The organism is Pseudomonas sp. S2_A02, assembly GCF_054668495.1.
In genome coordinates, this window is sequence record NZ_CP162776.1 from 476,528 (window position 1) to 502,025 (window position 25,498).

The window sequence follows — 25,498 nt, forward strand, 5'->3', positions numbered from 1 at the left end:
TCCTGTCCGGAGCCAAAACTGATCTGCAATGAATCAAAGACTAACGGGTTCTTCAGTTGCCAATATTGATCCCAGTATAGGTAACCTGCGTTTTTTGCCATCCGGCATTCACCGGAGCGTGGCACCGTTGGACACCAGACAGTCACCTCTCAACACTTCCGCACGCCCGGCCAATACCGAACAATCTCCCCATCTTGCAACGCAAAACAAAGAAAGGAAGGGATTGTATGGAGTCGCTTGGACGTATTGCGTTGGTCACGGGTGGTATGGGTGGGATTGGCACTGCGATAAGCCAACGCCTGTACAAGGAAGGATTCAAGGTCATCGTCGGCTGCAGCTCGGATTCCGCCCGCAAGAACGAATGGATAGCGAGCCAATTGGCGGCGGGGTATCAGTTCGAATACATCTTCGGCGACATCACCGATTGGGAGTCGACCCGCAAGGCCTTCGAGATGGCACGAGAGCAATTCGGCCCAATCGATGTGCTGGTCAATAACGCCGGCATCACTCGGGATGCGTCCTTTCGCAAACTCACTCCAGAAGACTGGAACGCGGTGATCGGGACCAACCTCAGCGGCCTGTTCAACACCACCAAACAGGTGATTGAAGGCATGTTGGCCAAGGGCTGGGGTCGGGTCATCAATATCTCGTCGATCAACGGTCAGCGCGGCCAGTTCGGCCAGACCAATTACAGCGCGGCCAAAGCCGGCATCCATGGCTTCACCATGGCACTGGCCCGGGAAGTCTCGGGCAAAGGCGTGACCGTCAATACCGTATCGCCCGGCTACATCCAGACCAGCATGACCGCGGCCATCCGCCCGGACATTCTCGACACCATGATCGCAGCCACACCGGTCGGGCGCCTTGGCCAACCCGAAGAAATCGCTTCGATCGTCGCCTGGCTGGCGTCCGATGAATCGGCCTACAGCACCGGTGCCGACTTCTCGGTCAACGGCGGCATGAACATGCAGTAAGCCTGTCAGGGCATGGATGCCCTGCTCCCGCTCGACAGAATCCTAATGAGGTCATGCATGAACGAAGTCGTAATCGTTGCCGCTACTCGCACCGCCATTGGCAGTTTTCAAGGTTCACTGTCCGCCATTCCAGCTACCGAATTGGGCGCGGCGGTAATTCGTCGCCTGCTCGAACAGACCGGGATCGACGCCGCGCAGATTGATGAAGTCATCCTCGGCCAGGTGCTGACTGCAGGCTCGGGGCAAAACCCGGCACGCCAAACCGCAATCAAGGCCGGCCTGCCCCATACCACCCCTGCCCTGACCCTGAACAAAGTCTGCGGCTCAGGCCTCAAGGCGGTGCAGCTCGCGGTCCAGGCGATCCGTTGCGGCGACGCCGAACTGGTGATTGCCGGCGGTCAGGAAAACATGAGTCTGGCGCCCTATGTTCTGCCCAAGGCGCGCACTGGCCTGCGCCTGGGTCATGCGCAACTGCAAGACAGCGTGATTCAGGATGGTTTGTGGGATGCCTTCAACGACTACCACATGGGCATCACTGCCGAAAATCTGGCGAATCAATACAGCATCAGTCGTGAAGATCAGGACGCCTTCGCCGCAACCTCGCAACAAAAAGCCGCCGCGGCCATCGAGGCGGGTTACTTCAAGGGTGAAATCACCCCGATCCTGATCCCCCAGCGCAAGGGCGAGCCGCTGGTCTTCGACACCGATGAACAGCCGCGGCCGGACAGCACGCTGCAGGCACTGGGCAACCTCAAACCCGCGTTCCAGAAAAACGGCAGCGTAACCGCGGGCAACTCGTCGACCCTCAATGACGGCGCCGCCGTGCTGATGCTGGCCAGCGCCGCCAAGGCCTTGGCTCTAGGCTTGCCGGTACTTGCGCGCATCAAGGCCTATGCCAGTGCCGGAGTGGACCCGTCGATCATGGGCATCGGCCCGGTGCCCGCTACCCGTCTGGTCTTGACGAAAGCCGGCTGGAGCCTGGACGACCTGGACCTGATCGAAGCCAACGAAGCGTTCGCCGCGCAGTCACTGGCCGTTGGCAAGGAACTGGGCTGGGACATGAACAAGGTCAATGTCAACGGTGGCGCCATTGCCCTCGGTCATCCGATCGGCGCATCAGGCGCGCGGATTCTGGTGTCGCTGGTACATGAACTGATCCGTCGCGATGGCAAAAAAGGTCTGGCCACCTTGTGCATCGGTGGCGGCCAGGGCGTCAGCCTGGTCATCGAGCGTTAGAAACACAGGCTGAGTTGTCAGACGCGGCGCCGACGTCCGGCGCCGCGTTTTTTTCCGTCCGGTTTATTCATATGGGCAAGGAGTTCCATGGACAACGCGCATACCTTAAACACACTCTGGTCGGGCCAGGTTCCGTTCATTGCGTCCCTTGCAGTGCAACAATTAAGGTTCTGGGTCAGCACCAATCCCTGGTTTACCGGGCAGGACTACAACGCCTGGTTCGAGCTGCCACGCGAAACCCTGGACAGCCTCCAGTCGGACTACCAGCAACAATGGTGTGAACTCGGCCAGCGTCTGTTGACCGGTCAGCCCTTCAGCTTCGAAGATCGGCGTTTCGCCAGCGGCAACTGGAGCCAACCGCTGTTCGGTTCCCTCGCGGCGTTTTATCTGCTCAATGCCGGCTTTCTGCTGAAGCTGCTCGATCAGCTGCCGATCGACGGCAAGAAACCGCGTCAACGCTTGCTCTATCTGGCGGAGCAAGCCATCGCCGCCGCCGCGCCGAGCAATTTTCTGGCCAGTAACCCCGATGCGCTGCAACGAGTCGTTGAAACCCAGGGAAGCAGCCTGCTCACAGGCCTTATGCACCTGGCCAGTGACCTGCAGGAAGGCAAGATGCGCCAGTGCGACGCCGGCGCGTTCAAAGTGGGTGTCGACCTGGCAAACACCCCCGGCGAAGTGGTCTTCGAGAACGAACTCTTCCAGCTAATCCAGTACTATCCGCAAAGCGAAACCCAGTACCGGCGCCCGGTGTTTATCGTTCCGCCATCGATCAACAAGTACTACATCCTCGACCTGCGCCCCGACAATTCGATGGTTCGCCACCTGCTGCTGCAAGGCCACCCGGTGTTTCTGATGTCGTGGCGCAACTTCGACCAGGAACACGCCGGCACCACCTGGGATGACCTGATTGAAACCGGGATTATCAAAGGCCTGCAGCTGACCCGTGAAATCAGCGGCGAGCAACGGCCCAACTGCGTGGGCTTCTGCATTGGAGGCACGTTGTTGAGTTCGGCGCTGGCCGTGTTGGCGGCCCGTGGCGACAAAGAGATCGCCAGCGTGAGCCTGCTGACCACCTTCCTCGATTACCTTGATACCGGCCCCATCGACATCTTCGTCGACGAGCAACTGGTGGCTTATCGCGAGCGCACCATCGGCGGCCTCAACGGCCCCATCGGCTTGTTCAAGGGCGAGGACATGGGCAATACATTCTCGTTGCTGCGCCCCAATGACTTGTGGTGGAACTACAACGTCGACAAATACCTCAAGGGGCAGAAATCGATACCCCTTGACCTGCTGTTCTGGAACAACGACAGCACCAACCTGCCGGGGCCGATGTACTGCTGGTACCTGCGTCATACCTACCTGCAGAACGATCTGAAATCCGGCGAGCTGGATTGCTGCGGGGTCAAACTGGACCTGCGCGCCATCGATGCCCCGGCGTACATCCTCGCCACCCATGACGACCACATCGTGCCATGGAAAAGCGCCTACGCCAGCACCGAGCTACTGTCTGGAACCAAGCGTTTCGTGCTCGGTGCCTCAGGGCATATCGCGGGGGTGATCAACCCACCGGCCAAGGAAAAACGCCATTACTGGACCAATAATCGCGTCACCAAAAACCCTGAAACCTGGTTCAAGAATGCCCAGCAGCATCCGGGCAGCTGGTGGAATGACTGGTTCGTCTGGCTGGCCGAACACGCCGGGGAACGCCAGCCTTCAGTGCTGAGCACCGGGAACGCGCAATACCCGGCACTTGAGTCGGCACCGGGGCGTTATGTGATGCAATAAGAGGAGCCAGTCCGGGCAGCCAGGCGTCTGGCTGGACGCTTCAGAACGCCGGTTTACTGCTTTGTCCGCCCCGGAATGGCGATACGACTGGTCGTTTTGACTTCACGCAACGCAAGACTTGACTGGATAGAGGCGATACCGAGTTGTCGCCTCAATACGCTCTCGACAAAGTCACTGTAGCTATCAAGATCCTGAGCCAACACTTGCAGAAGGTAATCGGCATCCCCGGTTATCTTGTGGCAGGACAAAACCTGCGGAAGCTGCATGATGACGGCTTCAAAGGCCTCAGGGGTATGGTCGGTGTGCGTGGCAAAGCGGATATGCACGAACGCCATGATGTCCAGCCCCAGCTTGCGCCGGTCCAGGTTTGCCTGGTAATCCTTGATCACTCCCTCCTCTTCCAGTCTCTTGCGCCGCCTCCAGCATGGAGTAAGGCTTAACGACAAGCGCTCACTCAACTCCGCGTTGGAAATGCTGGCGTCCTCCTGCAACAAAGCCAGGATGGAAAGGTCGGTATCGTCAAGCAATGCGCGATGGGTATTTTTTTTCTGCATGGTGCCATCCACGGGAAAATAATCCCGATTACGCTAGCAGAGCGAGAATAAAAAGCAAAGAAAGTGCATCCGTCCCAGAACAAACTATTGGCACTGGACCACCACGACGGATGCGTATAAATGCTTACAGTTTTCAGCGATTCCCATCGCTTGCACCATGGGACCGAATTGAAGGACGGCGTTCTGAAACCTTCTTTCGAACAGCCAAGCCGAGCGGATACCGTTCGCGACCGAGTCCAGCACGTTGGGCTCGGCGATATCATCGTCCCGCGAACGTTTGACCGGGCGTGCTACGTCAATGCACACAGTGAGCGCTATGTCTCCTTTCTGGAAACCGCGTGGTCCGAATGGACGGCAACCGGCCGGGAGCATGATGCCCTTCCTCTGGTCTGGCCAGTGCGCGACTTGTCCAATGAACACGTCCCCGCGTTCATTGATGGCAAGCTCGGTTTCTTTGCCATGGATGCCGGCTCGCCGATCACCGCGACCACCTGGCAAGCCGTCAAAACCAGCGCTGACATCGCACTCACTGGACTGTCATTGATCAACGAAGGCCACAACAGCGCCTTTGCCCTGTGTCGTCCACCCGGACACCACGCCGCTCGTGAATACATGGGAGGCTACTGCTACCTGAATAACGCGGCCATTGCCGCGCAACATGCACTGACTCAAGGTGCTAAACGTGTCGCGGTGCTCGACGTCGACTTTCATCATGGCAACGGGACGCAGAACATTTTCTACGATCGCAACGATGTGATGTTTGCTTCCCTGCATGGAGAACCGTCGGTTTCCTATCCTTATTACTCGGGTTTCAGTACTGAGTGTGGAGCAGGTGCCGGTGACGGTTATAACCTGAACTATCCGTTGCCGAAAAACACCACCTGGCATAGTTATCAAAACGCCCTGATCCACGCCTGCAAAAAAATTCGTAACTTCTCGCCTGAGCTCTTGGTTATTTCCCTGGGCGTCGATACGTTCAAGGACGATCCGATCAGCCACTTTCTTCTGGAAAGTCAGGACTTCTTTGGCATGGGCGAAATCATCGCCACTGTCGGCGCGCCGACACTCTTCGTCATGGAAGGCGGATACATGGTCGATGAAATCGGCATTAATGCGGTCAACGTACTTCATGGGTATGAGAGCAAACAATTCTAAGTTTCGGCGACCGAAACAACCTTCCTTGACTTACAACTAAGAGAGAAACACATATGACTCTATTCATAGACGTTGATCACGCCGCCACGCTTTTTGGAAAGATTGGAATCGGTCAGGCCATCACGCAAATGGCCAACTACATCAAGGCTGATTATTGCCGCTGGGCTGACTTTGATAAATCCCCGCGCACCGCCAATCACTCCCTTTGCGGGGTGATCGAACTGATGCCGACTGACGATGGCAAACAGTATTCATTCAAATACGTAAACGGCCATCCAGGAAATGCTGGCAACAACTTGCTGACCGTCATGGCCTTTGGGGTATTGGCGAACGTCGACAGCGGATACCCCGCTGTTCTCAGCGAACTCACCCTGACCACCGCGGTTCGCACAGCGGCAACGTCCGCGCTGGTAGCCCAGTCCTTGGCACGCAAGGGTTCGACACGTATGGCCATTATCGGAAATGGCGCCCAAAGCGAATTCCAGGCCATTGCCTTTTATGAAATGCTCGGGATCAACGAGGTGCGGATATTTGATATCGACAGCGCTGCTTCATTGAAACTCAAACAAAACCTGGAAAGCTATAGAGGCATCAATGTCACCGTAGCCGCCTCGGTGCATGAAGCCGTCAAAGGCGTTGATATCATCACCACCGTCACGGCGGACAAAGCCTACGCGACAATCTTGACGCCCGACATGATCGAGCCTGGCATGCATATCAACGCGGTTGGCGGTGACTGTCCCGGGAAAACCGAACTTCACGCAGATATCCTGCGTAACGCCCGGATCATTGTCGAGTTTGAACCACAGACGCGCATTGAAGGCGACATTCAGCAACTGGACGCTGACCATCCTGTCATCGAATATTTCCGCATCGTTCGGGATAACGAACCAGGCCGGGAAAATGACACGCAAGTCACGGTGTTCGACTCGGTGGGATTTGCTCTTGAAGACTTTTCTTCACTTCGTTATTTGCATGACCAGGCTAGAAAATACGCGATCGGTGAGAAAATCCATCTTGTACCCACGCCTGCCAATATCAAGAATCTGTATCAATTGATTGAGGAGAAGTCTGATTTTTCATCAGTATCGCCCCCGAAAAAACAGCAGCTGGCAGCAAGCTAAGACACGCGATAGCTCGCTATCAAGTCAGGTGGCGAGCCAGGAACACCTTACTGTTTAACCGGGACTGCAAACATTTTAACTACCGTCCTGATGTATGGAAAACTTACAACAATAAAACACACACTATTTCTCTGCCAAAACTCAAAAAACATAAAATCAAGAGGTTTTGTGATGAAATCAGATACGCATGAAATAACTGAGCAACCCGCATTACAGCGCACGCTCAGCAATCGCCACATTCAACTAATGGCCATGGGCGGCGCCATTGGTACGGGGTTGTTCATGGGCTCCGGCAAGATCATCGCCCTGTCCGGTACCTCGATCATACTGATCTATATGATCATCGGTCTTTTTGTTTACTTCGTCATGCGTGCCATGGGAGAGCTGCTTTTATCTAACCTGAACTTCAAAAGCTTTGCTGACTTTGCCGGGGCCTACCTCGGCCCTCGTGCGGCCTTCTTTCTCGGATGGTCATACTGGTTGAGCTGGAGCGTGGCCGTTGTGGGAGATGCAGTGGTCGTTGGGGGCTTCTTTCAATACTGGTTCCCTGATGTACCGGCCTGGATCCCCGCCATCGGCATGATGCTTACCCTGTTTGCCTTGAATGTGCTCACCGTCAGACTGTTCGGCGAGGTTGAGTTCTGGTTCGCGATCATCAAGATAATCGCCGTCGTCGCGCTGATTTCCGTCAGTGTGCTGCTGATTGCCAGCTCCTTCGTCTCACCCACGGGAGTCACGGCTTCCCTGACGCACCTGCTGGACAAGCAGGCCGCCTTCCCCAACGGCCTGTTCGGCTTCTTCGCCGGTTTTCAGATGGCGATCTTTTCGTTCGCAGGTACGGAATTGATCGGCACCGCAGCCGCCGAAACCAAGTCGCCCGAAAAGACGTTGCCCAAAGCCATCAATTCCATACCGCTCAGGATCATCCTTTTTTATGTTCTGTCACTGGTCTGCATCATCGCCGTGACCTCATGGCAGCAGGTATCGCCCAACAAAAGTCCTTTTGTCGAACTGTTCCTGATCGCGGGTTTTCCAGCGGCGGCCGGCATTGTGAACTTTGTGGTGCTGACCTCTGCGGCGTCATCCGCCAACAGCGGCGTCTTCTCGTCCAGCCGCATGTTGTTCGGCCTGGCTGACCTTGGCAGTGCCCCCGGTATCTTCAGACGGCTATCGAAAAACAGTGTTCCGCTCATCAGCCTGGCCTTCACGACCTTTCTGATGCTGCTGGGGGTCCTGCTGCTGTTCATCATCCCTGAAGTCATGACCGCCTTTACCATCGTGTCGACAGTGTCGGCCATCCTGGTGATCTTTACCTGGTCGACCATCCTGGCGTCCTACATTGCTTATCGCAAAGCAAGACCCGATCTTCATGCGCAATCGCGGTACAAAATGCCTGGAGGCGTGCCGATGGCGTGGTTCTCCCTCGCATTTCTCGCATTTGTGCTGTGCCTGCTTGCCCTTCGGCCAGACACCCGCCTTGCACTATGCGTGATGCCTGCATGGTTCATTTGGTTGGCAATCGCCTATCAACTCTCACATTTCAGGAGCAGGAACCAGGCCAGTCACGCGGCGGGGTCACTTCTCAAAGAATGATCCATTGCCCACCAAAACCTGCACGCAAAAAAAGTCCCGTGACCAAATGAGTCACGGGACAAAAGATTGGTTGGTTGCGGCCAACCAAAGGAGCATTTTTAAAAGCGGTTACAGGCATTCCTGTGCGGCACGTTCGAAACTCGAAGGCATGAAGTTAGACGCCAGCAAGTGGCGCTCATACAAAAACACCTTGCCGCCATTCGGGGCTTTGTAGGCTTCGAGAACGTTGTCTGCCGCGACTTTGCTCGGCACCACGATCCGGTAACTGCGCTGGGTTTGCGAAACCGTCGGGTTGAGTGCGCTGTGCTGCAACTTCGGCACTACGCAGTCGGCGTACTCGGCAGGCGTTTTTTTCGTCTGAAAGGTCTGCGTCGGGTCGTTCGGCGCGGAGGCGCAACCGGCCAGCAGCAAGGAGGCGAAAGCCATGACAGGAACAAATAAAAGGCGCATCGGTGAAGTCCTGAAAATAAAAGTCGGGGTCGTTGAGCAGCGTCTTCGATGGAGGTGATTTTCCATCTTTGCCCGACAAAGCAGAACTTGCGTTTCTTGATGGTCACTATTACTTGAACCGATAGTTGCGCCGCGCTATCGCTGGTCCGCTCAGCTCTTGATGGTTTCAGGAAGCTTGGCGATCACTTTGATCTCGAACTCAAATCCATAGAGCCACGTTACCCCGACGGCGGTTAACGTCGGGTGCGGTGCGTTACCCCAGAACTCCGGCACAACCTTCCAGATCGTTTCGAACTTCTCTTGCGGATCGACGATGAAGACCGTTATGTCAATCACGTCGTCGAAGGTGCAACCGGCAGATCCCAGGATCGCGTTCAGGTTGTTGAACGCGAGCCGAACCTGAGTCTCCAGGTCGGGCTCGGGTGAGCCGTCTTCGGTACTACCGACTTGCCCCGATACGAATAAAAAGCCATTGGACCTAATAGCCGGTGAATAGCGATTGCGCTCATAAAGCGCTTGGCGTCCGGGCGGAAAAACAACATCACGCTTGCTCATAAAGTGCCTCCAGCAACGGGTCAAAGCCGACCCGCAATTAATGATGAAGAGACTTTAAGGACTTGTGCCTGCCCGATAAACGAGCAACTGTAGCCATCACTGTTTGTAAAACCCAAACAATCCGATAGATATCCGGGGCAGAAAAATGGACCGTTTCGATGCGATGCTGGCATTTGCTCGGGTGGTGGAAACGGGCAGTTTCACCAAGGCGGCCGAAACACTGCATATGAGCAAGACGAGCGTGACGCAACTGGTGCAGCAGTTGGAGGCCCGGTTACGCGTCAAATTGCTCAACCGCACGACGCGCAAGGTCAATGTAACCGCCGATGGCGCCGTCTATTACGAGCGTGTAATACGACTGCTAGCCGATATGGACGATGCCGAGACCAGCCTGTCCAGCGCCTCGGCCCTGCCCCGGGGCCGGCTGCGAGTGGATGTGCCCAGCCCGTTGGCCAGCATGATTCTGGTGCCGGCGTTGCCGGCGTTTCATGCTCGATACCCTGACATCCAGATCGACATGGGCGTCAGCGATCGCATCGTGGACATGATCGGTGAGAATGTAGATTGCGTTGTGCGCGGCGGAGAACTAACCGATCAGTCTCTGATGGCCCGACGGGTAGGCGACCTCCAGTTGGGCGTTTTTGCGGCACCGAGCTACCTGGAGCGCGTCGGTACGCCGTCGCATCCGCAAGAGCTGGAAGATTCGCATCATCGTGTCGTCGGTTTCCTGTGGGCACGCACAGGCAAAGCCGTGCCCTATGCCATGCGCTGCAACAGCGAGAGCGTCCATATCAAGGGTCGCTATGTGTTGGCGGTCGACGATGGCAACGCCTACATCGCGGCCGGGCTGGCCGGCCTCGGAATTCTTTGGCTGCCAGACTACATGTCCAAGCCATACGAAGCGCGCGGCGAGTTGGTCCGCTTGTTCGAGGGTTGGCGCCTCGATCCGATGCCGATCTACGTGGCCTTTCCGCCGAACCGGCATATCAGCTTCAAGTTGCGCGTATTCATTGATTGGGTCGCTGAGCTGATGGCGCAGCACGCTCCCATCATGATTCGTGAGGCGCCAGGAACCTGACCAGGATAAAAAACCAAGCCCCGCCAGAAGCGGGGCTTGATGTATTTCACACGGCATCAGGGTTTACGCCCGCCGCCAGGGTTTTGCCCTCCTCCTTTTCTGCCTGCGTCTCTATCCTTGTCGTCGGCAAAGTTGCCCGAGCGGCCTCCTCCCTGTTCGCTGCCGGAGCGATTGGTATCGCTGGATTGACGTCCCCCTGAGGCCTGTCCACCTTTTTTGCCGGCGTCGGAGGTGCGTTGCGGATCATTCATCATCCCGCCGCCCGACTCCCCGCCTTTTTTGCCGGCTTCGGAGGCTTTTTGAGGGTCGTTGGCAAAATTGCCAGGGTTCTTGTTACCGGTGTTAGCCATTTTCGTTCTCCTCATTGTTTCTCGCGAACCTTTCTAGGCTCGTCTTATTCCGAGGTTTTCCTGGATTGAAAGTTTGAACTGATGCGGCATTCTTGCGACCAACGGATTAGGGTTATTAGTTCCGGAAAACTCCTGCCGCGGCGACTAATGGGGATGAGTCAAACGAGTATAAAAATAGGCTTCGCTTATACAAATTGATGAAAGAAAAGAGCGTTGAGGTCTGGCATCATTCAAGCAGTTAAGCTTAATCATCAGCTCTCACATTTATCCCGTATGGAGGTACGTCGATGACAGAGCACATCGTCCACTTTCATTGCCAGATTGATCAGGGCACCATGGAGCGCTTCAGAGACTGCTGCCTCGACGCCATCGATCAGGGCGCTTCATCCCTGCTGCTGAATCTTTCCACCAGCGGCGGCAGCACTAACTTTGGCTTCGCCCTCTACACCTTCCTTAAATCCCTGCCAGTGCCGCTGTGCGCGATTAATGCCGGCAACATCGAGTCGATGGGCATCATCATGTACCTGGCCGCCGGCCGACGTATCACTGCACCCCATTCGCGGTTTCTGATTCACCCAATGAATTGGTATTTCAGCCAAAGCTCGGTCGACCATCAACGTCTGCGCGAATACCTCTCGAGCCTGGATAACGACCTCGCGCGTTACGTGCAAATCTTTGCCCTGGAAACGGCCAACGCAGAGACCAAACTGGACATTTTTCATTGCCTTTCAGCGGAAGAGAAAGTCATCGCCGCGCATGAATCCCTGGCCTATGGAATTGCCCACGAAATGCATCAAATGGTGTTTGCCGATAACGTCAAACACTGGAAAATCAGTGGTGGTTGACGCCTGTTCGAGACGGCCCTGAGCTTTTCGTTACCGATGCGTCAGGTGCCAGCAATGGGGTGAATCTCCAGGGTCATTCCGTCACTCAACGTGAGTTTCAAATCCTTGATAGTGCCGGCTAGTCGGTCCTTGAAAATCGGTTCGCCGTCGGGATCAAGCTGATCGTAGATAAAGCGGTTGCCCTCGAGCCAGCCGATGGCCGTTTGCAGTTCGGGCGTGAGGTAATACTTGCCGTCCAGAAAAAAACCGGCAAACGGTTCTACCCTTTCCCGATTGTCGATTTCGTAGCGCACGCCGGGGATCATTCCTGTGGATTCATCAATCATGATTCGTACCTCGTCATGGTGACCGATCTGCGAGTCCGCCTGTTCCAAGGCGTCGACAAACCGGGCTCGACGGGACGTCTGCGCATCAGACCTCCCGTCTTGCCCTGATACCTGTCAAGAAGTCCCCAACCCACGTGACAGATCGGCTGAGGTTTCGGACGCAGTTTTGCGCATCTCGCCCGTTTCTCCAGCGATTGCCTCGCGGGGCTCCGTGGTTTCCATCACCTTTTCGCGAACCGCCTCATAGCCCTCCCGTGCTTGCTGTTTGACCTTGCCGGTGAGGCTTGCGCTGGTCCTGCCCAGATAGCGGCGCTCCGTCGCGGTGGTCGGTAGCGCTGCGCCCAGCAACGCCCCCACCGCGATACCGACCGCCGCCATCATCAGTGGCTGCTCCTTGAGCAAATGACTGAACTGGTCACCCATTTCATGAGTCCTGCGCGCCAGGCGATCACTGGTTTCATGAACGGTGTGACCGAGCTGATCGGTCTTCGCATGCAGGCTGTCGCTCAGGTGCGCTGCCTTGCCTTTGACCGCCTGATAGCTGTCCTTGAGCGAATCGGTGGTGTTGTGCAGACGCTGTCGGGCGCTGTCCAGACCGTCGGAAAGCCCTTCGCCCAAGTCATCGGCCCAGTCGAAATCCTGCGCAGGTTCGACGCGATATTCCCTGGGCGTTGGCGGGCGATTCTGACTCATCATCAACCACATCAGCCCGACCGAAGTCAGCACCGCGGGTACGGGGTTGTTGCGCACGCTGGTGCCCAGGTTGGTCAGGAAAGTCGAGCCGTTGCTTTGCATCATCAGCAGTGCTTGATCGAACATCTGACCAGGGGTGAACTTGCTTTCCAGCGCGTCGACGATATGCCCGATGTTCTCCCGTTGCGCATCGATTTCACGTTCGATGGTTTCCGGGCTCTTGGCCGCTTCGGTTTCGAATTCACGGTTCATGACACTTTCCTCCGCAGGGCTTCCTGGTCTTTGTTCAGCGCGTCCAGGGTGCGATCAGGCTTGAAGTGGGAAGGCTCGAATTGTTTCTTGCCTGCCTGCAGCATCACGAACCCGATGACCATCACCACGACGCCGACAATCAGCGCGGCCAGCCAGGGCGCCATCACCAGGCTCAAGGCATAGACCACAGCCATCAGCAGGATGATGAACCCGGCGAGCAGCACAATGGCGCCACCGGCGACCCCGGCAATCCCTGCTTTCAATGTCGTCAGGCTGGCCTGTAATTCCACTTTGGCCAACGCCAATTCCTTGGTGAATAACGCCGGTACTTCCCGAGTCAACTGCCGCAATAAACCGACCACGGAAGCATCATGATCAGCCGCCGTGACAGACGGTGTGACGGGTGGGGTGCGTTGCAGCTCTGGATTTTCTCTGTTCATCACCGTTCTCCTGAGAAGGGGCTGGACCCCGGCATTGAGGAACCGTCGCCACGATGGTCGGGCGCGCTCGGCGAGGACGGCGTGACGCTAGTGGTCAACCCGGACGACAAGTCGCCTCCTTGCGGCATCGACGTTTCATAAAGTCCTTGCGAGCCATCGCCAGTGAACGTGGCTGTACTGCTCTGGGCAGCGAACTCACGGTCGGTTGTTGTCGGCAGGGTCGCCGTGCCTGCTTTCAGGAACCGCGACAGACCGAACCCCACCGCGATGCTGCCGACAATGAACAACCCCGGATTGTCACGCGCCAGATCAGCGCCATCGTGCAATAGCTCTTCGGCACTTTTGCTGCGCAGTTTTCCTGCCAGGCTGCTCATGCTGTCGGCCATGTCTGCCAGGTAATCGGACATCCCAAACGTATCGTTCGTCCTGATCTCGGAAACGACTGACTGGGCGCCTCTGGCCAATGCTTCAATCTGATCCGCTGCGGTATCGCGGTACTGGCCGAACTGCTCATCGGCCTGATGCCGCGCACCGCCTATCGCTTCGGTAACCTCCTCCTTTAAATGCTGAAAGTTTTGTTCGGAGCCTGCGGGATCCCGAGGGGCATCCGGTTGTCCGGTTCTGCTGTCTGGAATAGTCATGTCATCCATCGCCTTCGTAATGAACACGTCAGGAAGTGGCCGCGGGGTGTCCGCGGTGGTGCTTCATTGCAGATGACGAGGGTGTCTGGCGGGGAGTTCCAAGCAGACGATGAAGTGATGAAAAGCGCATTGCGCGACCTGTGGGAGCGGGCTTGCTCGCGAAGACGGCAGCACAGTCAATATTGATGTCGCCTGACACATCGCTTTCGCGAGCAAGCTGAACTGGTCAACTAATTTTGGACACCAGTTACGGTTTTCATGCCGCCAGTTTCTCCATAGCTACCGGTGAACGATAGCCGTTGTAGCTATGGAGCCTGACGTTGTTGTAACGCATCACGTAGCGTTGCACGTCTATTCGGGCTTCGTGCTCAGAGTTGTAGCCATCTTCTGGCACCCACTCTGATTTAAGGCTCCCAAAGAAACGCTCCATCGGGGCGTTGTCCCAGCACTCACCTTTACGACTCATGCTTTGCAAAAGTCCATGCTTGCGCATCTCATTTCTGAATTTATGGCTGGTGTATTGGCAGCCTTGATCAGAATGAAACAGCACCTCTTTTGGCCGGCCTCGGAGCTCGACCGCCATGCGCAACGCTTCGCAGGTTAGCGTGGCATCGGAAATCATCGAAAACGACCAGCCCACAATCCGGCGAGCGAACAGATCCAGAACCGCCGCAAAGTACAGCCAGCGCGTGCCGACCTTTATGTACGTCACATCGCCACACCACACCTGATTGACCGCTGTAACATCAAACTTGCGCTTGAGCACATGCGGCGCCACCAGCGCTTCCACGCCGGAAGATTTGTACTTGTGCCGCCGGCGCTGACGACTGGCAACGCCCGCTTCGCGCATCAGGCTGCGAGCCATATGCCGCCCAACACGATGTCCCTTGGCTTGCAGCTCCTTGGCCAAAGTGCGCGAGCCAGCAGATGATCTGGATTCCTTGTGATGTTCGACCAGCACGGCCTTGAGTTTCTCCCTCTCAGGTTTGACCTTGCCTTGGCGCTGACGCCAGGCATAAAAGCTGCTGCGGTTGACGCCGAACGCCCGACAGCAATTGTTAACGCCGTACTGCTCGTCCAGCTCATCGATCAACGTGAATGATCTTTGGCGTCCAACAGCAGGAGAGCACTGGCCTTTTTTAGGATTTCGATATCCAGGTCTTTTTGCCTGAGCAAGGCTTTGAGTTGCTGGATCTCTCGCTGATCGGCGGTAATCGCCTTAGCGCCCACCGGAGTCGAGCCCAAACGTTCCTTCCGAACCTGGTCGACCCAGCGGCGCAGGGCCGTAGGACCGATATCCAGGCTGGCGCAGACCTCGGGAACTGACTGTCCCTCGTCCAGCACCATGCTCGCCGCCTTGAGTTTGAACTCACTGGAATAAGATTTACGCATAGCCAAAACACCTCAGATTTGGGCGCCATCATAGCGCCCGATTGAAGTGTCCAAAATCATTAGGCCAGTTCAAGCCCGCTCCCACAGGATTGCGTTTCGTTGATTGACTGGATGCATCCCGTAACAAAAACCTGCTAAGTTGTACGATGACAGACGAGGTATCTATCTCATGTCTGTCATCCCTATAACAACAAGGAAAAATACCCATGAAAAAAACCAAATTGCTTATCGGCTTTTTGTGCCTCTTCAGCGGCTATGTGATGGCAACCTCCTCCTCCGGCGAGAAAGATGTCGCCGTAGCGGTGGACCATCTGACGCAAGCCATGCTGACCAAGAACATTCCCCAACTAAATGCGCTCACCGCTGAAAACCTCACCTACGGACATTCCAGCGGGAAAATCCAGGACAAGAAAGCGTTCATCGCCGACATCGAAACGGGCAAAAGCGCTTTCAAGACACTGGAAATGCAGGGGCAGACCATCACGCTGTCGGGTGACGTGGCATTGGTCCGTCATCATTTTTCGGCACAAGCTATCAAGGGTGAAGAGATCGTTCCGACGGAAATCGAGAACTTCCAGATCTGGCAGAAACAGCAAGGCAAATGGCTACTGGTAGGACGACAAGCGTTCCGCTTCTGAATTCTGCTTGGCAAGGCCTGGCGTTCTCGGTGTACCTGAAACAATGCGGCGTCCGTTTTGGGGCTGCTTCGCTGCCCAACGGGGGCAAGCCCCCTCGCCACAAGGTTGTGTGTGTGTAAGCGAGTGCAATGCTGGATGTGCCGGCCTCTTCGCCAGCAAGTCGGATCGCCGCACCGCCGCTCCCACACTGGATTTTCTGTGAACACATTATTTGTGCACACCAGCGATCAAATGTGGGAGCGGCGGTGCGGCGATCCGACTTGCTCGCGAAGGTGTCCGTCGCTACACCGCTAAACAGCAGTCTTGAATCCCTCCTCCCGCTGCAACGCCCGAGCCTGAATCACATCCAGTATTGCGCAGCCTTCACGCGTGAGCAGATGCACCGCACGGGTAACACGGGTCAGGTCGCAGTCGGAAATGCCTGTGAGGTTTAGGCTGGACAAAGTGTCGGTCAGATCGCGAACCACGGTGAAGCGGTGCATGGCGCAGGCGGCCAAGTCGCTGAGTTCTTTATGGGTGTTGATGAAGAGCACCGGGGTTTCGGCGTCGTAGGTGTCGATGGGGAGGTAACGCGGCATGACTTGGTCGGACATTGATGCAACTCCTGTAATTAGAGCTACCACCATTCGCGGCCAAACGAAGAAGGTGGCGGCCGTACGCGGGTTGGCCGACCGGACAGGAACCGGCACACCCGAAGGTGTCCCACGCACAGCCGCCATAACACAAAGGTGTTGGGTAGCTGAACGTTCCTGTATCCGACCGGCCAAGGTCATTCGCGGTGTTTTCCGCGAGTCCGAACTATAGGGGTCGATACCGAAACGCGGCAACAGGGTACGTTGTAGGAAACGTCTTGGAAAGTTGTGCGCCACAAAGTTGATCGTTCCTACGATCGCGTGGGAACGATCGGCGCTCAATCATCCTCATGTAATTTCAATGATCGTTCCCACGCTCTGCGTGGGAATGCAGCCCGGGATGCTCCGCGTCCCTCTGGAGCCGAACGCGGAGCGTCCGTTGAGGCATTCCCACGCGGAGCATGGGAACGATCTACCTGGTGATTCATGAGCGCGTGATGCTCGGACTGGCGGATGTGCATCATCGCGCTGATCATCAAACCGGCTCGCGAAGCACTCAATCATCCTCATGTAATTTGATACCGCGTTTATGCAGCAGGTATGGCACCAGCAACACCAACAGCGTCAGCACCAGCAGCGAGGCCGCGATGGGTTGCGTCACAAACACCATCCAGTCGCCCTGGCTGATGGACAAGGCGTTGCGCAGTTGTTTTTCCGCCATCGGACCCAGCAGCATACCGACGATCACCGGGGCGACGGGGAAATCGAAACGCCGCATCAACACCCCGGCCCAGCCGATTCCCAGCATCAAAAACAGGTCGAACGTTGAGTGGCGCATGCCATACACGCCGATGGTGGCAAATACCAGAATGCCGGCGTTCAGGTACGGTCGCGGAATCTGCAAGAGTTTGACCCACAGGCCCACCAATGGCAGGTTCAGTACCAGCAGGATGGCGTTGCCGATATACAGCGAGGCCACCAGCGTCCAGACCAGGTCGCCCGAGGTCTGGAACAGCAACGGGCCCGGTTGCAGGTTGTAGTTCTGGAACGCGGCCAACAGGATCGCCGCCGTGGCGGAAGTCGGTATACCCAAGGTCAGCAGCGGCACCAGAGAACCGGTGGCGCTCGCATTGTTGGCCGCCTCGGGGCCGGCAACACCTTCGATGGCGCCCTCGCCTTTGCTGGCCGCGAACTCTTTCGGGTACTTGCTGAGTTTGCGTTCGGTCGAATAAGACAGGAACGTCGGAATTTCCGCGCCACCGGCCGGAATCGAGCCAAAGGGAAAACCGATCAGAGTGCCCCGTAGCCACGCGGGAATCGAGCGTTTCCAGTCAGCGCGGGTCATCCACAACGAGGTCATGCGATGTCGGCTGCCTATTTCTTCCTTTTGGTAGAGCACGCTGTACAAGGCCTCACCGACGGCAAACAAGCCGACCGCCACCAGCACCACTTCGATGCCATCGACCAGTTCGGGTACCTCCATGGTGTAGCGGGCAATGCCCGAGGTCGAGTCCAGGCCGATCAAACCGATAGTCAGCCCGATGCCCAATGAGGCAAAGCCGCGCAGCATCGATGCGCCGAGCACCGCCGACACCGTGGTGAAGGCCAGTACCAGAATCGCGAAATATTCCGCCGGCCCGAACTTCAGCGCCAGCGTTGCAACGAGGGGGGCGAACAAGGTCAGCAAGATTGTCGCGATGGTGCCGGCCACAAATGAACCTATCGCCGCCGTCGCCAACGCCGGGCCTGCCCGTCCGTTGCGCGCCATGAGGTTGCCTTCCAGGGCCGTGACCATCGAGGACGATTCCCCCGGGGTGTTGAGCAGAATCGAGGTGGTGGAGCCGCCAAACTGAGCGCCGTAATAGATGCCGGCGAACATGATCAGCGCGCCGGTAGGATCGACCTTGGCGGTAATCGGCAGCAGCAAGGCGACGGTCAGCGCCGGTCCGATCCCCGGCAAAACACCGATCGCGGTACCCAGCAGGCAGCCGATAAAACCCCACATCAGATTGATCGGCGCCAATGCGGCACCGAAGCCGCTTGCCAGACTCGAGAGAATGTCCACCTTGTCGACCTCCTTCGGCCCGGATCAGATCCAGGCGTTGACCAGGGGCGGAAGGGAAACCCCTAGCCCGGCGGTGAAAAGCCAGTAAATCGGCAGCGTCAGGGCGATGCCGATGGCCAGGTCCCGCAGCGGGCTGCGACTACCAAAACCGCGTGCCGAACAGGCAAACAGCAATGCGGCCGCCAATACGAAGCCGATGTAGGTAATGAGCACGGCGACGCCCACCAGCCCCGCCGTGACCCAGGTTGCGCCGAGCTTGCCGCCGGGCTGAGCCTGGGTGGTCTCATGGTCATCGGGAAGGTTGCGAAAACCACCGGTGAGCGCCTGATAGCACATCAACAGACCGACGACGCCCAGAAACGCCGCGACGGCGTAGGGATAGACGTACGCCGCCATGATGACGAAGCCCATTTCGGCAGGAAACCGCGAGGCGCCGAACGCCAATACCGCGCTGATGGCGACGACACCTAAGCCAATCGCCAGTTGGGCCGGCATGACTCTCCAGCGCCCGGCCATCTCAAAGCAGCCCGACCTTGACCAGCATTGCGCGCAGGCGCCCATGTTCTTCTTCGACGAATTTGCCGAAGTCATCCCCGGTCAGAATGCTCGGTGACCATGCATTGGTTTTTACGTTTTCTTGCCAGACAGCGCTTTTGGTCGCGGTCAGGACGGCTTCGGTCAATTCTTTGCGCTGGTCAGGCGTCAGGCCCGCTGCGCCGTAAACGCCACGCCAGTTACCGATCGTCACGTCATAGCCACTTTCTTTGAGGGTCGGCGCATCGATGCCTTCAACGCGGCTGGGCGCACCGATGGCGAGTAAGCGGAACTGCTTGGACTGGACGTATTTGGCAAGCTCCGCGTAACCGCCGGTGATCACCGTGATGTGGCCACCCAGCACCGCGGCGACGACTTCGCCGCCACCCGCGAAGGCGACGTAATTCACTTTATTGACGGGGACGTCCATTTTGCTCGCCAGTTCGGCGATGCCAATGTGGTCGATCGACCCCTTGGAGCCACCGCCCCATTTGATATTGGACGGGTTGGCTTTGAAGTCTTTGAGCAAGTCGTCCAGGGTTTTGTACGGGGAGTCGTCACGCACGGCAATCACGTTGTATTCGGTGAACAGCCGGGCGATCGGCGTCACGTCCTTCAAGGTGATTTGCGGTTTGTTCTGCTCGATGGACGCGACCATGATCGCGCCGACCACGATCAGGGCATTGGCATCGCCCTTGGTGCCGTTGGCAAATTGCGCCAACCCCAGGGTGCCACCGGCGCCACCCTTGTTCTCGAAGGTGACGGCTTTTGCCGTTTTGGCCTCGACCATGGCTTTGCCCAGGACGCGTGCGGTCTGGTCATAACCACCACCGACCGAACCGGGGGCCATGAACTTGACGGTGTCCAGCGCAAAAACCGGTGATGCGAGCGCGGCGGCGGTAACTAAAACGGCGAGGTTGCTGCTGAATCGACGGGCCAATGCAAACATGAGTCGTCTCCGGATAGCTGTTCTTGTTGTTTTCGATCAGGGAGAAGCCCCTGTTCGTTGAACATGCGTCTGGAATAAGCGTAGGTCATAGTTGTGTTTGTTGGGGTGTTTTCAATGGGGTTCCTAACGCAAGTCAGTGATGAATGCGGGACCTGTGGGAGCGGGCTTGCTCGCGAAAGCGGTGTGTCAGGCGACATCAATGTTGACTGTGCCGCCGTCTTCGCGAGCAAGCCCGCTCCCACAGGGGTTGCATTGCCTGTACTTATGTCTAAATGGCGGAAGGCAGCCGGAGTCGAACCTGCCCGGGAACGGATGCCGTCCCCAACCGGGTTTGAAGCCCGGCCGCGCCACCGGGCGCGATTGCCTTCCTTGAACTCAGTTTTCTATTTGTTGGGCCAATGCGCTGTCGAGCCGGAGGTGGCGCCGATCGCCAAAGCGTCGGGTCAGGCCGATTCGGTCGAAGTACTCGAGAATCTGAATGCTGCGCTTGCGCCCCAGGCCCACGGCATCGCGAAACGCGGTGACCTGAATCACCGGGTTGTCGCTTGCCAGTTGCACCAGCATAGCCGCCAATCGGCGCACCAGTGTTTCGGTATAAAACAAGTCACGGACCACTTGGTGCACCAGCCCCAGCCGCGCCATCTTGCGCAGCAGCAGGCGCACGACAGCCTCTTCATGGCCCGTCGCTTTAGCCAGATCACGCACCCACGGCGGATCGAAACCCGCCTGTTCGAACAACGGTTGTAATTGTTGCCAGAGGGTTTCGTCGTCTTCGCTCAACCGCACTTGGTGATCGGGCAAATGCAGCCACGGACCGCTGGCGACGATCGCGCCTCTGGCCAGTAATTCGTCGAGCAGGCTGATAAAAGTCGGCCGGTCCAGCGCGGTGCCGGCGAAGCGACGCAGACGATCCCTGTCCGGTCCCATTTGATCCGGTTCGAGTTGATGAAAGCGTGCGAGGTGTTCCAGCAGTGGCGCCTTCAGTGCTTCCCAGCGCACCGCGCTGAACAGCAACGGCCCCTGCCGCGTATCGATCAAGCGCACGTCATTGGGTAGCACCCAAGTCTCGCGCGGGCGATTGAACTGACGCTCCAGACGTTGCGGATCGAGCCCGGTGTCGCTGTTGGCCAGCAGCGCTGGCAGTGCTTCTTCCAGGCTGTTCGTGGTGGCCAGCGTTTGTAGCTGCGCCAATCGTTCGGGGCTGCGGCGGTGTCGGGCCGGGGCGAACGGGTCAAGCACCCGGCCACCGCCGAGGGTGCGTTGGGCGCTTTGATCGCGCAGGATCAAACGGTCGCCCTTCACCGCCAGCACCGGCGCGTTCACCAGCAGTTGCGCAATCATCTGCTCACCCGGTGCCAGGCTGGCGCCCTCCAGCAACGCCACTCGCCCGGTCACATCCTGAGTGCCGAGATGCACGTGCACTGGCTGAAAGTGCTCGAAGCTTCGCGCCTCGCTGGCCAACAAGGTCATCTCGATATCCAGACGCTGGGTCGGCGCCTGCAGCCATTCGGCCAACAGCCAGTGCCCCCGGTGAATCTGCTCCAGAGCCAAACGTTCTGCACTCAGGTTCAGCGCGACTCGCTGCCCGGCCGTTGCGCTGTCGGCCGCTTGGTTCTGCGCATGCAGGCCTCGCACCCGTATCGGTTTGCCCAGCGGACTCAACATCAGCGTGTCGCCCACCGCCACTTGGCCAGACAACGCGGTGCCGGTCACCACGATACCGGCTCCGGCCACGCTGAAAGCCCGATCAATCGCCAGGCGAAAACCGCCGCTGACACTGCGTTGAAGCACCTCATGTTGCGCACCCAGCAAGGCCTGTCGCAGGGTATCGATACCCTCGCCGGTCACACTCGACAGCGCGATTTGCGGTGCGTTTGCATAGGGGCCGGGTGCGAGCAATGCTTCGATCTGTTCCCGGACGGCTTGCACACGAGCAGGATCGACGCGGTCGCATTTGGTGATTGCAATCAGTGCCCGAGGGATGCCCAACAACTCGACAATCGCCAAATGTTCGCGGGTCTGCGGCATGACGCCGTCATCGGCCGCCACCGCCAACAACACCAGATCAATGCCCTGAGCCCCGGCCAGCATGTTGTGGGTGAAGCGCTCATGACCGGGTACGTCGATAAAACCGGTCAGCGCGGCGCCCGGCTCCAGCGCCGCGTAGAGGTAGCCGAGGTCGATGGTCATGCCGCGTTCGCGTTCTTCCCGGCGACGGTCGCCGGCCTGGCCGGTCAATGCCTGGAGCAAGGAGGTTTTACCGTGATCGATATGCCCTGCGGTGCCGACAATCACCCGTCCCGGCCCTCCTCCTGCAGTTGATCGAGTTGCGCCAACAGATCGAGTTGCGCCAGCCATGCGGCTTCTTCGTCGAGTTGGCGCAGGTCCAGCCAAAGCGCATCGCCGTCGATGCGCCCGAGCACGGGAATCGGCAGCCGACGAAACGCAGCCTCCAGCCCCAGCAATCGCCGCCCGCGCAGACGTTTGGAAACGTTGGGCCGCAGACATAACGCAGCGCCAGGTAAGCGAGCCACTGGTTGGCTGCCGCTGCCGATCATGCCCAACGCCGGCACCGCGCTGACGCTCCAGCCGTCACCCAACACCCGCGCCAGTGACGGTTGCAGGCGTTCGGCCTGGGCGAAGATGTCGGCCTGGGGCCGGGTCAGCAGGCGCAGACTCGGCAGGCGTTCGGCCAGTCGATCAGGATTGCGGTATAGCGCCAACACGGCTTCGAGGGCGGCGAGGGTCAGTTTGTCGACCCGCAGCGCGCGCTTGAGCGGGTTCTTTTTGATCTTCGCGATCAGGTCTTTGCGGCCGACTATCAACCCGGCCTGGGGACCGCCGAGCAGTTTGTCGCCGCTGAAGGTGACGATGTCCGCACCATCGAGCAGCGCCTGACGCACCGTCGGTTCGGCGGGCAAGCCCCAGCGAGTCAGGTCCAGCAGACTGCCGCTGCCCAGATCTTCGAGCAGCGGCAGCCCGTGACGGTGAGCCAGTTCCGCCAATTCAGCCGTCGGCACCCGGGCGGTGAAACCTTCGATGGAATAATTGCTCGCGTGTACGCGCATCACCAGGCCACTGCGCGGGCCAATCGCAGCCTCGTAATCGCGGGCATGGGTGCGGTTGGTGGTGCCCACTTCGTGCAGCCGCACCCCGGCGCGGGCCATGATGTCGGGAATGCGAAAAGCGCCGCCGATTTCGATCAGTTCACCACGGGAAATGATACCTTCCTTGCGTGCGCCCAGGCTGTTGAGTGTCAGCAACACGGCGGCGGCGTTGTTGTTGACCACGGTCACCGCTTCTGCGCCGGTCAGCTCGCGGATCAGGCCTTCGATCAAATCATCCCGGTCGCCGCGCTTGCCGCTGTGCAGGTCGAATTCCAGATTGAGCGGGTAGCGGGCGGCCAGTTCCACGGCGGCAATGGCTTCCTCTGGCAATAACGCGCGCCCGAGGTTGGTGTGCAGCACTGTGCCGGTGAGATTGAATACCCGACGGACCTGGCTGCGATGCTGGATCGCCAGACGCTCGCCCGCCCTGCCCGCCAATACGTCGGGGGCGATTTCAACGGCATTGAGTTCACCCTTGAGCACCGGTTCGCGCAAGTCGTCGAGCAGTTGCCGCAGGCCGGCCAGCAGCGCGTCACGCCCATAACGCTCGGCCAGCGCCTGGCAGGCGGGATGGCGCAGCAAGCTGTCGATGGAGGGCAGCCGCAAGGCTCGGCGGGTGGAGGGTGCGGACATCAGAAGCTCCCGGAAGCGAATGACCGTCGCGTCTGAGTGTAGTCGCTGGGCTCACTGCTCAAGCGGACAGGCTCTGTCGCCTCCATGGGTATCTACATATCTTCACGATTTTGATGGTGTACATATCCGTTTCTGCGGTCATGGTCGCTGGCGGTTTCGCTTTTACAGCGAGTCACTTTCGAAAAGCCTGCGCGTACACCTGATCGCAGGACTCAAGTCTTGCGTCGCGAGCGGAACGCGGAGCGTCCCCGGGGCATTCCCACGCAGAGCGTGGGAACGATCAGTGTGGGAACGACTCCTGTTGCTTTGGCTTTGGCTTTGGCTTTTGATCTTGATCTGCCGCCCCTTCCCCAGAGGCCGAACGCAGGCGTTGCGCAGGGGGCACCGCGGCAAGGATGCCGCTGTAGCCGCCCCCCGCCATGGATGGCCGATGGCGGCGGGCCCCCGGAGCAATGCCGGAATGAGGGCATGCCGAGCCTAAGCGAGGCACCGAATGGAGGGGCAAAGCCTTTTGGTTCCTTTTCGGCGTTTGGAAAAGGGACTCGCTGTAAGAGCGAAACCGCCAGTTGGCGTTACCGCAGAATTGGATATGTACTCCCAACACCAAGCCCAAGCCCCGCGTAGAAACCTATGCCCCAGGTGCCAACATCAAATTGGGCGATAGGCGCTGGTAACCCTCCTCCTCCAGGCGCATATCCAACATCAGGCTGGACAGGTCCGCCGAGAGCGCTTCGGCTTGCGCATCGTTTTCCAGGTAGATCAGCTTCAGGTAGCTATTGCAGCCGGGGCAGACTTCCGCCCGCAACGGTGCCTGATTGGCGGCATGACGGTCATCCTCGAAACTGACGTATTGAAGCCCCTTGCTCTGTTCGCAATACACGCACTTGACCCGCACCGCATGCCATTCACAGGCACACAACGAGCACACCAGATACCGCAAACCGTTGTATTTGCCGCGATGACGAATCACCCCGGCCATCGCCGGCGAACCGCAGGCCGGGCATTGGCTGAGGCTGTCACCGCGCTTGAGTTCAAGATTAGGTGAGCTCAGCAGCCAATGGCTCCAGGCTGCTTGCAGCGCTGCACCGAGAAACGGCACCAGCTCTGCCGGCAGCATTGAATACTGGCCGCTGACCAAGGCAATTGCCCACGCTTTGAGCAGCCCCGGGTTGGCACTGCGCAACGTCGCCACGGCGTTTTCTACCGCTGATTGTGGCGGTGGCTGATAGCGTTGCAACAAGGCTTCGAGATACGGCAGCCAGACGTTTTCGCGCACCAGACTGTCGGCGGCGAACGGTGGCAACCCATGCTCTACGCAAACCCGAAGAAGTTCCGGATCGGGCATGGCAGCCACGGGCGGATCGTCCATCAATTTCTGCTGAGCGTGGCACAGTCCGGCAACCAAACGCAGGTAATCCGCCAATGGATGCCCATCGGCCAAGCGTTCCAGACGCAGCGCGCGCAAGGTGAATAAGTTATTTGGTGGCAGGTACAGAAACGGCGGTGAACTCGCCGCCGCTTCTATTTGCCCAGGCTCGAGGATCGTGGCCAAGG

At 58.2% G+C, this 25,498-nt stretch carries 26 protein-coding genes and 1 tRNA gene; 9 read left to right on the forward strand and 18 right to left on the reverse strand.

Annotated elements, in window-relative coordinates; translation table 11 throughout:
• The first annotated feature begins 227 nt into the window (after positions 1-227).
• The 3 genes from phbB to phaC all read left to right on the forward strand — a co-directional run bounded on the left by phbB (position 228) and on the right by phaC (position 3,998).
• Complete coding sequence (gene phbB, locus AB4O41_RS01970) at positions 228-974, forward strand: acetoacetyl-CoA reductase (RefSeq protein WP_460145967.1); 747 nt, start codon at positions 228-230, stop codon at positions 972-974.
• Between the two features lie 57 nt (positions 975-1,031).
• Positions 1,032-2,210, forward strand: a complete 1,179-nt coding sequence (locus AB4O41_RS01975) for an acetyl-CoA C-acetyltransferase (RefSeq protein WP_123722767.1) — start codon at positions 1,032-1,034, stop codon at positions 2,208-2,210.
• Between the two features lie 87 nt (positions 2,211-2,297).
• Positions 2,298-3,998, forward strand: a complete 1,701-nt coding sequence (gene phaC, locus AB4O41_RS01980; RefSeq protein ID WP_460145968.1) for a class I poly(R)-hydroxyalkanoic acid synthase — start codon at positions 2,298-2,300, stop codon at positions 3,996-3,998.
• 53 nt (positions 3,999-4,051) lie between these two features.
• Here the strand turns inward: phaC and AB4O41_RS01985 are convergent, their stop codons facing one another.
• The gene (locus AB4O41_RS01985) at positions 4,052-4,552 is read right to left on the reverse strand and encodes an Lrp/AsnC family transcriptional regulator (protein ID WP_460145969.1); all 501 of its coding nucleotides are present in this window, start codon (positions 4,550-4,552) and stop codon (positions 4,052-4,054) included.
• A 120-nt stretch (positions 4,553-4,672) separates the two neighbouring features.
• On the opposite strand from AB4O41_RS01985, the gene AB4O41_RS01990 reads away from it, so the two are divergent.
• The 3 genes from AB4O41_RS01990 to AB4O41_RS02000 all read left to right on the forward strand — a co-directional run bounded on the left by AB4O41_RS01990 (position 4,673) and on the right by AB4O41_RS02000 (position 8,424).
• On the forward strand, positions 4,673-5,707 hold the full coding sequence (locus AB4O41_RS01990) for a histone deacetylase family protein (protein WP_460145970.1): 1,035 nt from the start codon (positions 4,673-4,675) through the stop codon (positions 5,705-5,707).
• A gap of 53 nt (positions 5,708-5,760) precedes the next feature.
• Complete coding sequence (locus AB4O41_RS01995) at positions 5,761-6,831, forward strand: ornithine cyclodeaminase (protein WP_460145971.1); 1,071 nt, start codon at positions 5,761-5,763, stop codon at positions 6,829-6,831.
• A gap of 171 nt (positions 6,832-7,002) precedes the next feature.
• Entirely contained in the window at positions 7,003-8,424 is a 1,422-nt protein-coding gene (locus tag AB4O41_RS02000) for an amino acid permease (RefSeq protein WP_460145972.1), read from the forward strand.
• A gap of 108 nt (positions 8,425-8,532) precedes the next feature.
• Here the strand turns inward: AB4O41_RS02000 and AB4O41_RS02005 are convergent, their stop codons facing one another.
• Complete coding sequence (locus tag AB4O41_RS02005; RefSeq protein WP_460145973.1) at positions 8,533-8,874, reverse strand: hypothetical protein; 342 nt, start codon at positions 8,872-8,874, stop codon at positions 8,533-8,535.
• A gap of 150 nt (positions 8,875-9,024) precedes the next feature.
• On the reverse strand, positions 9,025-9,429 hold the full coding sequence (locus AB4O41_RS02010) for a RidA family protein (protein ID WP_038983306.1): 405 nt from the start codon (positions 9,427-9,429) through the stop codon (positions 9,025-9,027).
• A 145-nt stretch (positions 9,430-9,574) separates the two neighbouring features.
• Between AB4O41_RS02010 and AB4O41_RS02015 the strand changes: the two genes are divergently transcribed.
• Entirely contained in the window at positions 9,575-10,507 is a 933-nt protein-coding gene (locus tag AB4O41_RS02015; protein WP_460145974.1) for a LysR family transcriptional regulator, read from the forward strand.
• Positions 10,508-10,563: 56 nt separating this feature from the next.
• On the opposite strand, the gene AB4O41_RS02020 is transcribed toward AB4O41_RS02015, so the two are convergent.
• Positions 10,564-10,857 carry a KGG domain-containing protein gene (locus AB4O41_RS02020; RefSeq protein ID WP_460145975.1) on the reverse strand — a complete coding sequence of 98 codons (294 nt, stop codon included), beginning with the start codon at positions 10,855-10,857 and terminating at the stop codon, positions 10,564-10,566.
• Positions 10,858-11,144: 287 nt separating this feature from the next.
• Here AB4O41_RS02020 and AB4O41_RS02025 point away from each other — a divergent pair, with 287 nt between their 5' ends.
• Positions 11,145-11,702, forward strand: a complete 558-nt coding sequence (locus AB4O41_RS02025) for an ATP-dependent Clp protease proteolytic subunit (RefSeq protein ID WP_460145976.1) — start codon at positions 11,145-11,147, stop codon at positions 11,700-11,702.
• A 41-nt stretch (positions 11,703-11,743) separates the two neighbouring features.
• Here AB4O41_RS02025 and AB4O41_RS02030 read toward each other — a convergent pair whose 3' ends face one another.
• The 6 genes from AB4O41_RS02030 to AB4O41_RS02055 form a co-directional block, all read right to left on the reverse strand.
• On the reverse strand, positions 11,744-12,028 hold the full coding sequence (locus tag AB4O41_RS02030; RefSeq protein WP_460145977.1) for a hypothetical protein: 285 nt from the start codon (positions 12,026-12,028) through the stop codon (positions 11,744-11,746).
• Positions 12,029-12,142: 114 nt separating this feature from the next.
• Positions 12,143-12,973 (reverse strand): DUF3618 domain-containing protein, encoded by an 831-nt coding sequence (locus tag AB4O41_RS02035; protein WP_460145978.1) that lies wholly within the window; start codon positions 12,971-12,973, stop codon positions 12,143-12,145.
• Complete coding sequence (locus AB4O41_RS02040) at positions 12,970-13,413, reverse strand: phage holin family protein (protein WP_460145979.1); 444 nt, start codon at positions 13,411-13,413, stop codon at positions 12,970-12,972. The genes AB4O41_RS02035 and AB4O41_RS02040 overlap by 4 nt, the downstream gene beginning before the upstream one ends.
• Positions 13,413-14,054 (reverse strand): hypothetical protein, encoded by a 642-nt coding sequence (locus AB4O41_RS02045; protein WP_460145980.1) that lies wholly within the window; start codon positions 14,052-14,054, stop codon positions 13,413-13,415. Before AB4O41_RS02045 ends, AB4O41_RS02040 begins: the two co-directional genes overlap by 1 nt.
• Before the next feature lie 256 nt (positions 14,055-14,310).
• The gene (locus tag AB4O41_RS02050) at positions 14,311-15,147 is read right to left on the reverse strand and encodes an IS3 family transposase (RefSeq protein ID WP_223464022.1); all 837 of its coding nucleotides are present in this window, start codon (positions 15,145-15,147) and stop codon (positions 14,311-14,313) included.
• Positions 15,144-15,446 (reverse strand): transposase, encoded by a 303-nt coding sequence (locus AB4O41_RS02055; RefSeq protein WP_223464023.1) that lies wholly within the window; start codon positions 15,444-15,446, stop codon positions 15,144-15,146. Before AB4O41_RS02055 ends, AB4O41_RS02050 begins: the two co-directional genes overlap by 4 nt.
• 206 nt (positions 15,447-15,652) lie before the next feature.
• Here AB4O41_RS02055 and AB4O41_RS02060 point away from each other — a divergent pair, with 206 nt between their 5' ends.
• Complete coding sequence (locus tag AB4O41_RS02060; RefSeq protein WP_460145981.1) at positions 15,653-16,084, forward strand: nuclear transport factor 2 family protein; 432 nt, start codon at positions 15,653-15,655, stop codon at positions 16,082-16,084.
• Positions 16,085-16,374: 290 nt separating this feature from the next.
• Here the strand turns inward: AB4O41_RS02060 and AB4O41_RS02065 are convergent, their stop codons facing one another.
• From AB4O41_RS02065 to fdhE, 8 genes are all read right to left on the reverse strand, one after another.
• Complete coding sequence (locus AB4O41_RS02065; protein WP_460145982.1) at positions 16,375-16,677, reverse strand: hypothetical protein; 303 nt, start codon at positions 16,675-16,677, stop codon at positions 16,375-16,377.
• A 535-nt stretch (positions 16,678-17,212) separates the two neighbouring features.
• Positions 17,213-18,721 (reverse strand): tripartite tricarboxylate transporter permease, encoded by a 1,509-nt coding sequence (locus AB4O41_RS02070; protein WP_460145983.1) that lies wholly within the window; start codon positions 18,719-18,721, stop codon positions 17,213-17,215.
• A gap of 24 nt (positions 18,722-18,745) precedes the next feature.
• Positions 18,746-19,237 carry a tripartite tricarboxylate transporter TctB family protein gene (locus AB4O41_RS02075; RefSeq protein WP_460145984.1) on the reverse strand — a complete coding sequence of 164 codons (492 nt, stop codon included), beginning with the start codon at positions 19,235-19,237 and terminating at the stop codon, positions 18,746-18,748.
• Between the two features lies 1 nt (position 19,238).
• Entirely contained in the window at positions 19,239-20,204 is a 966-nt protein-coding gene (locus AB4O41_RS02080) for a tripartite tricarboxylate transporter substrate binding protein (RefSeq protein ID WP_460145985.1), read from the reverse strand.
• A 273-nt stretch (positions 20,205-20,477) separates the two neighbouring features.
• Positions 20,478-20,573: transfer RNA gene (locus AB4O41_RS02085), tRNA-Sec, on the reverse strand.
• A gap of 6 nt (positions 20,574-20,579) precedes the next feature.
• Positions 20,580-22,499, reverse strand: a complete 1,920-nt coding sequence (gene selB / locus AB4O41_RS02090; RefSeq protein ID WP_460145986.1) for a selenocysteine-specific translation elongation factor — start codon at positions 22,497-22,499, stop codon at positions 20,580-20,582.
• Positions 22,496-23,944, reverse strand: a complete 1,449-nt coding sequence (gene selA, locus AB4O41_RS02095) for an L-seryl-tRNA(Sec) selenium transferase (RefSeq protein ID WP_460145987.1) — start codon at positions 23,942-23,944, stop codon at positions 22,496-22,498. The genes selB and selA overlap by 4 nt, the downstream gene beginning before the upstream one ends.
• Before the next feature lie 628 nt (positions 23,945-24,572).
• Positions 24,573-25,496 carry a formate dehydrogenase accessory protein FdhE gene (gene fdhE, locus AB4O41_RS02100; protein WP_460145988.1) on the reverse strand — a complete coding sequence of 308 codons (924 nt, stop codon included), beginning with the start codon at positions 25,494-25,496 and terminating at the stop codon, positions 24,573-24,575.
• Between the last annotated feature and the right edge of the window lie 2 nt (positions 25,497-25,498).

Bases quoted from the DNA above. Each gene is read 5' to 3' on its own strand.
- phbB (WP_460145967.1), top strand. From the start codon at position 228: ATGGAGTCGCTTGGACGTATTGCGTTGGTCACGGGTGGTATGGGTGGG.
- AB4O41_RS01985 (WP_460145969.1), bottom strand. From the start codon at position 4,552: ATGCAGAAAAAAAATACCCATCGCGCATTGCTTGACGATACCGACCTT.
- AB4O41_RS02010 (WP_038983306.1), bottom strand. From the start codon at position 9,429: ATGAGCAAGCGTGATGTTGTTTTTCCGCCCGGACGCCAAGCGCTTTAT.
- AB4O41_RS02005 (WP_460145973.1), bottom strand. From the start codon at position 8,874: ATGCGCCTTTTATTTGTTCCTGTCATGGCTTTCGCCTCCTTGCTGCTG.
- AB4O41_RS02035 (WP_460145978.1), bottom strand. From the start codon at position 12,973: ATGAACCGTGAATTCGAAACCGAAGCGGCCAAGAGCCCGGAAACCATC.
- AB4O41_RS02080 (WP_460145985.1), bottom strand. From the start codon at position 20,204: ATGTTTGCATTGGCCCGTCGATTCAGCAGCAACCTCGCCGTTTTAGTT.
- AB4O41_RS02020 (WP_460145975.1), bottom strand. From the start codon at position 10,857: ATGGCTAACACCGGTAACAAGAACCCTGGCAATTTTGCCAACGACCCT.
- AB4O41_RS02000 (WP_460145972.1), top strand. From the start codon at position 7,003: ATGAAATCAGATACGCATGAAATAACTGAGCAACCCGCATTACAGCGC.
- AB4O41_RS01995 (WP_460145971.1), top strand. From the start codon at position 5,761: ATGACTCTATTCATAGACGTTGATCACGCCGCCACGCTTTTTGGAAAG.
- AB4O41_RS01990 (WP_460145970.1), top strand. From the start codon at position 4,673: ATGCTTACAGTTTTCAGCGATTCCCATCGCTTGCACCATGGGACCGAA.
- AB4O41_RS02040 (WP_460145979.1), bottom strand. From the start codon at position 13,413: ATGAACAGAGAAAATCCAGAGCTGCAACGCACCCCACCCGTCACACCG.
- AB4O41_RS02055 (WP_223464023.1), bottom strand. From the start codon at position 15,446: ATGCGTAAATCTTATTCCAGTGAGTTCAAACTCAAGGCGGCGAGCATG.
- AB4O41_RS02025 (WP_460145976.1), top strand. From the start codon at position 11,145: ATGACAGAGCACATCGTCCACTTTCATTGCCAGATTGATCAGGGCACC.
- AB4O41_RS02075 (WP_460145984.1), bottom strand. From the start codon at position 19,237: ATGGCCGGGCGCTGGAGAGTCATGCCGGCCCAACTGGCGATTGGCTTA.
- AB4O41_RS02065 (WP_460145982.1), bottom strand. From the start codon at position 16,677: ATGTCCGACCAAGTCATGCCGCGTTACCTCCCCATCGACACCTACGAC.
- AB4O41_RS02015 (WP_460145974.1), top strand. From the start codon at position 9,575: ATGGACCGTTTCGATGCGATGCTGGCATTTGCTCGGGTGGTGGAAACG.
- AB4O41_RS02030 (WP_460145977.1), bottom strand. From the start codon at position 12,028: ATGATTGATGAATCCACAGGAATGATCCCCGGCGTGCGCTACGAAATC.
- phaC (WP_460145968.1), top strand. From the start codon at position 2,298: ATGGACAACGCGCATACCTTAAACACACTCTGGTCGGGCCAGGTTCCG.
- AB4O41_RS02045 (WP_460145980.1), bottom strand. From the start codon at position 14,054: ATGACTATTCCAGACAGCAGAACCGGACAACCGGATGCCCCTCGGGAT.
- AB4O41_RS02060 (WP_460145981.1), top strand. From the start codon at position 15,653: ATGAAAAAAACCAAATTGCTTATCGGCTTTTTGTGCCTCTTCAGCGGC.
- AB4O41_RS01975 (WP_123722767.1), top strand. From the start codon at position 1,032: ATGAACGAAGTCGTAATCGTTGCCGCTACTCGCACCGCCATTGGCAGT.
- selA (WP_460145987.1), bottom strand. From the start codon at position 23,944: ATGTCCGCACCCTCCACCCGCCGAGCCTTGCGGCTGCCCTCCATCGAC.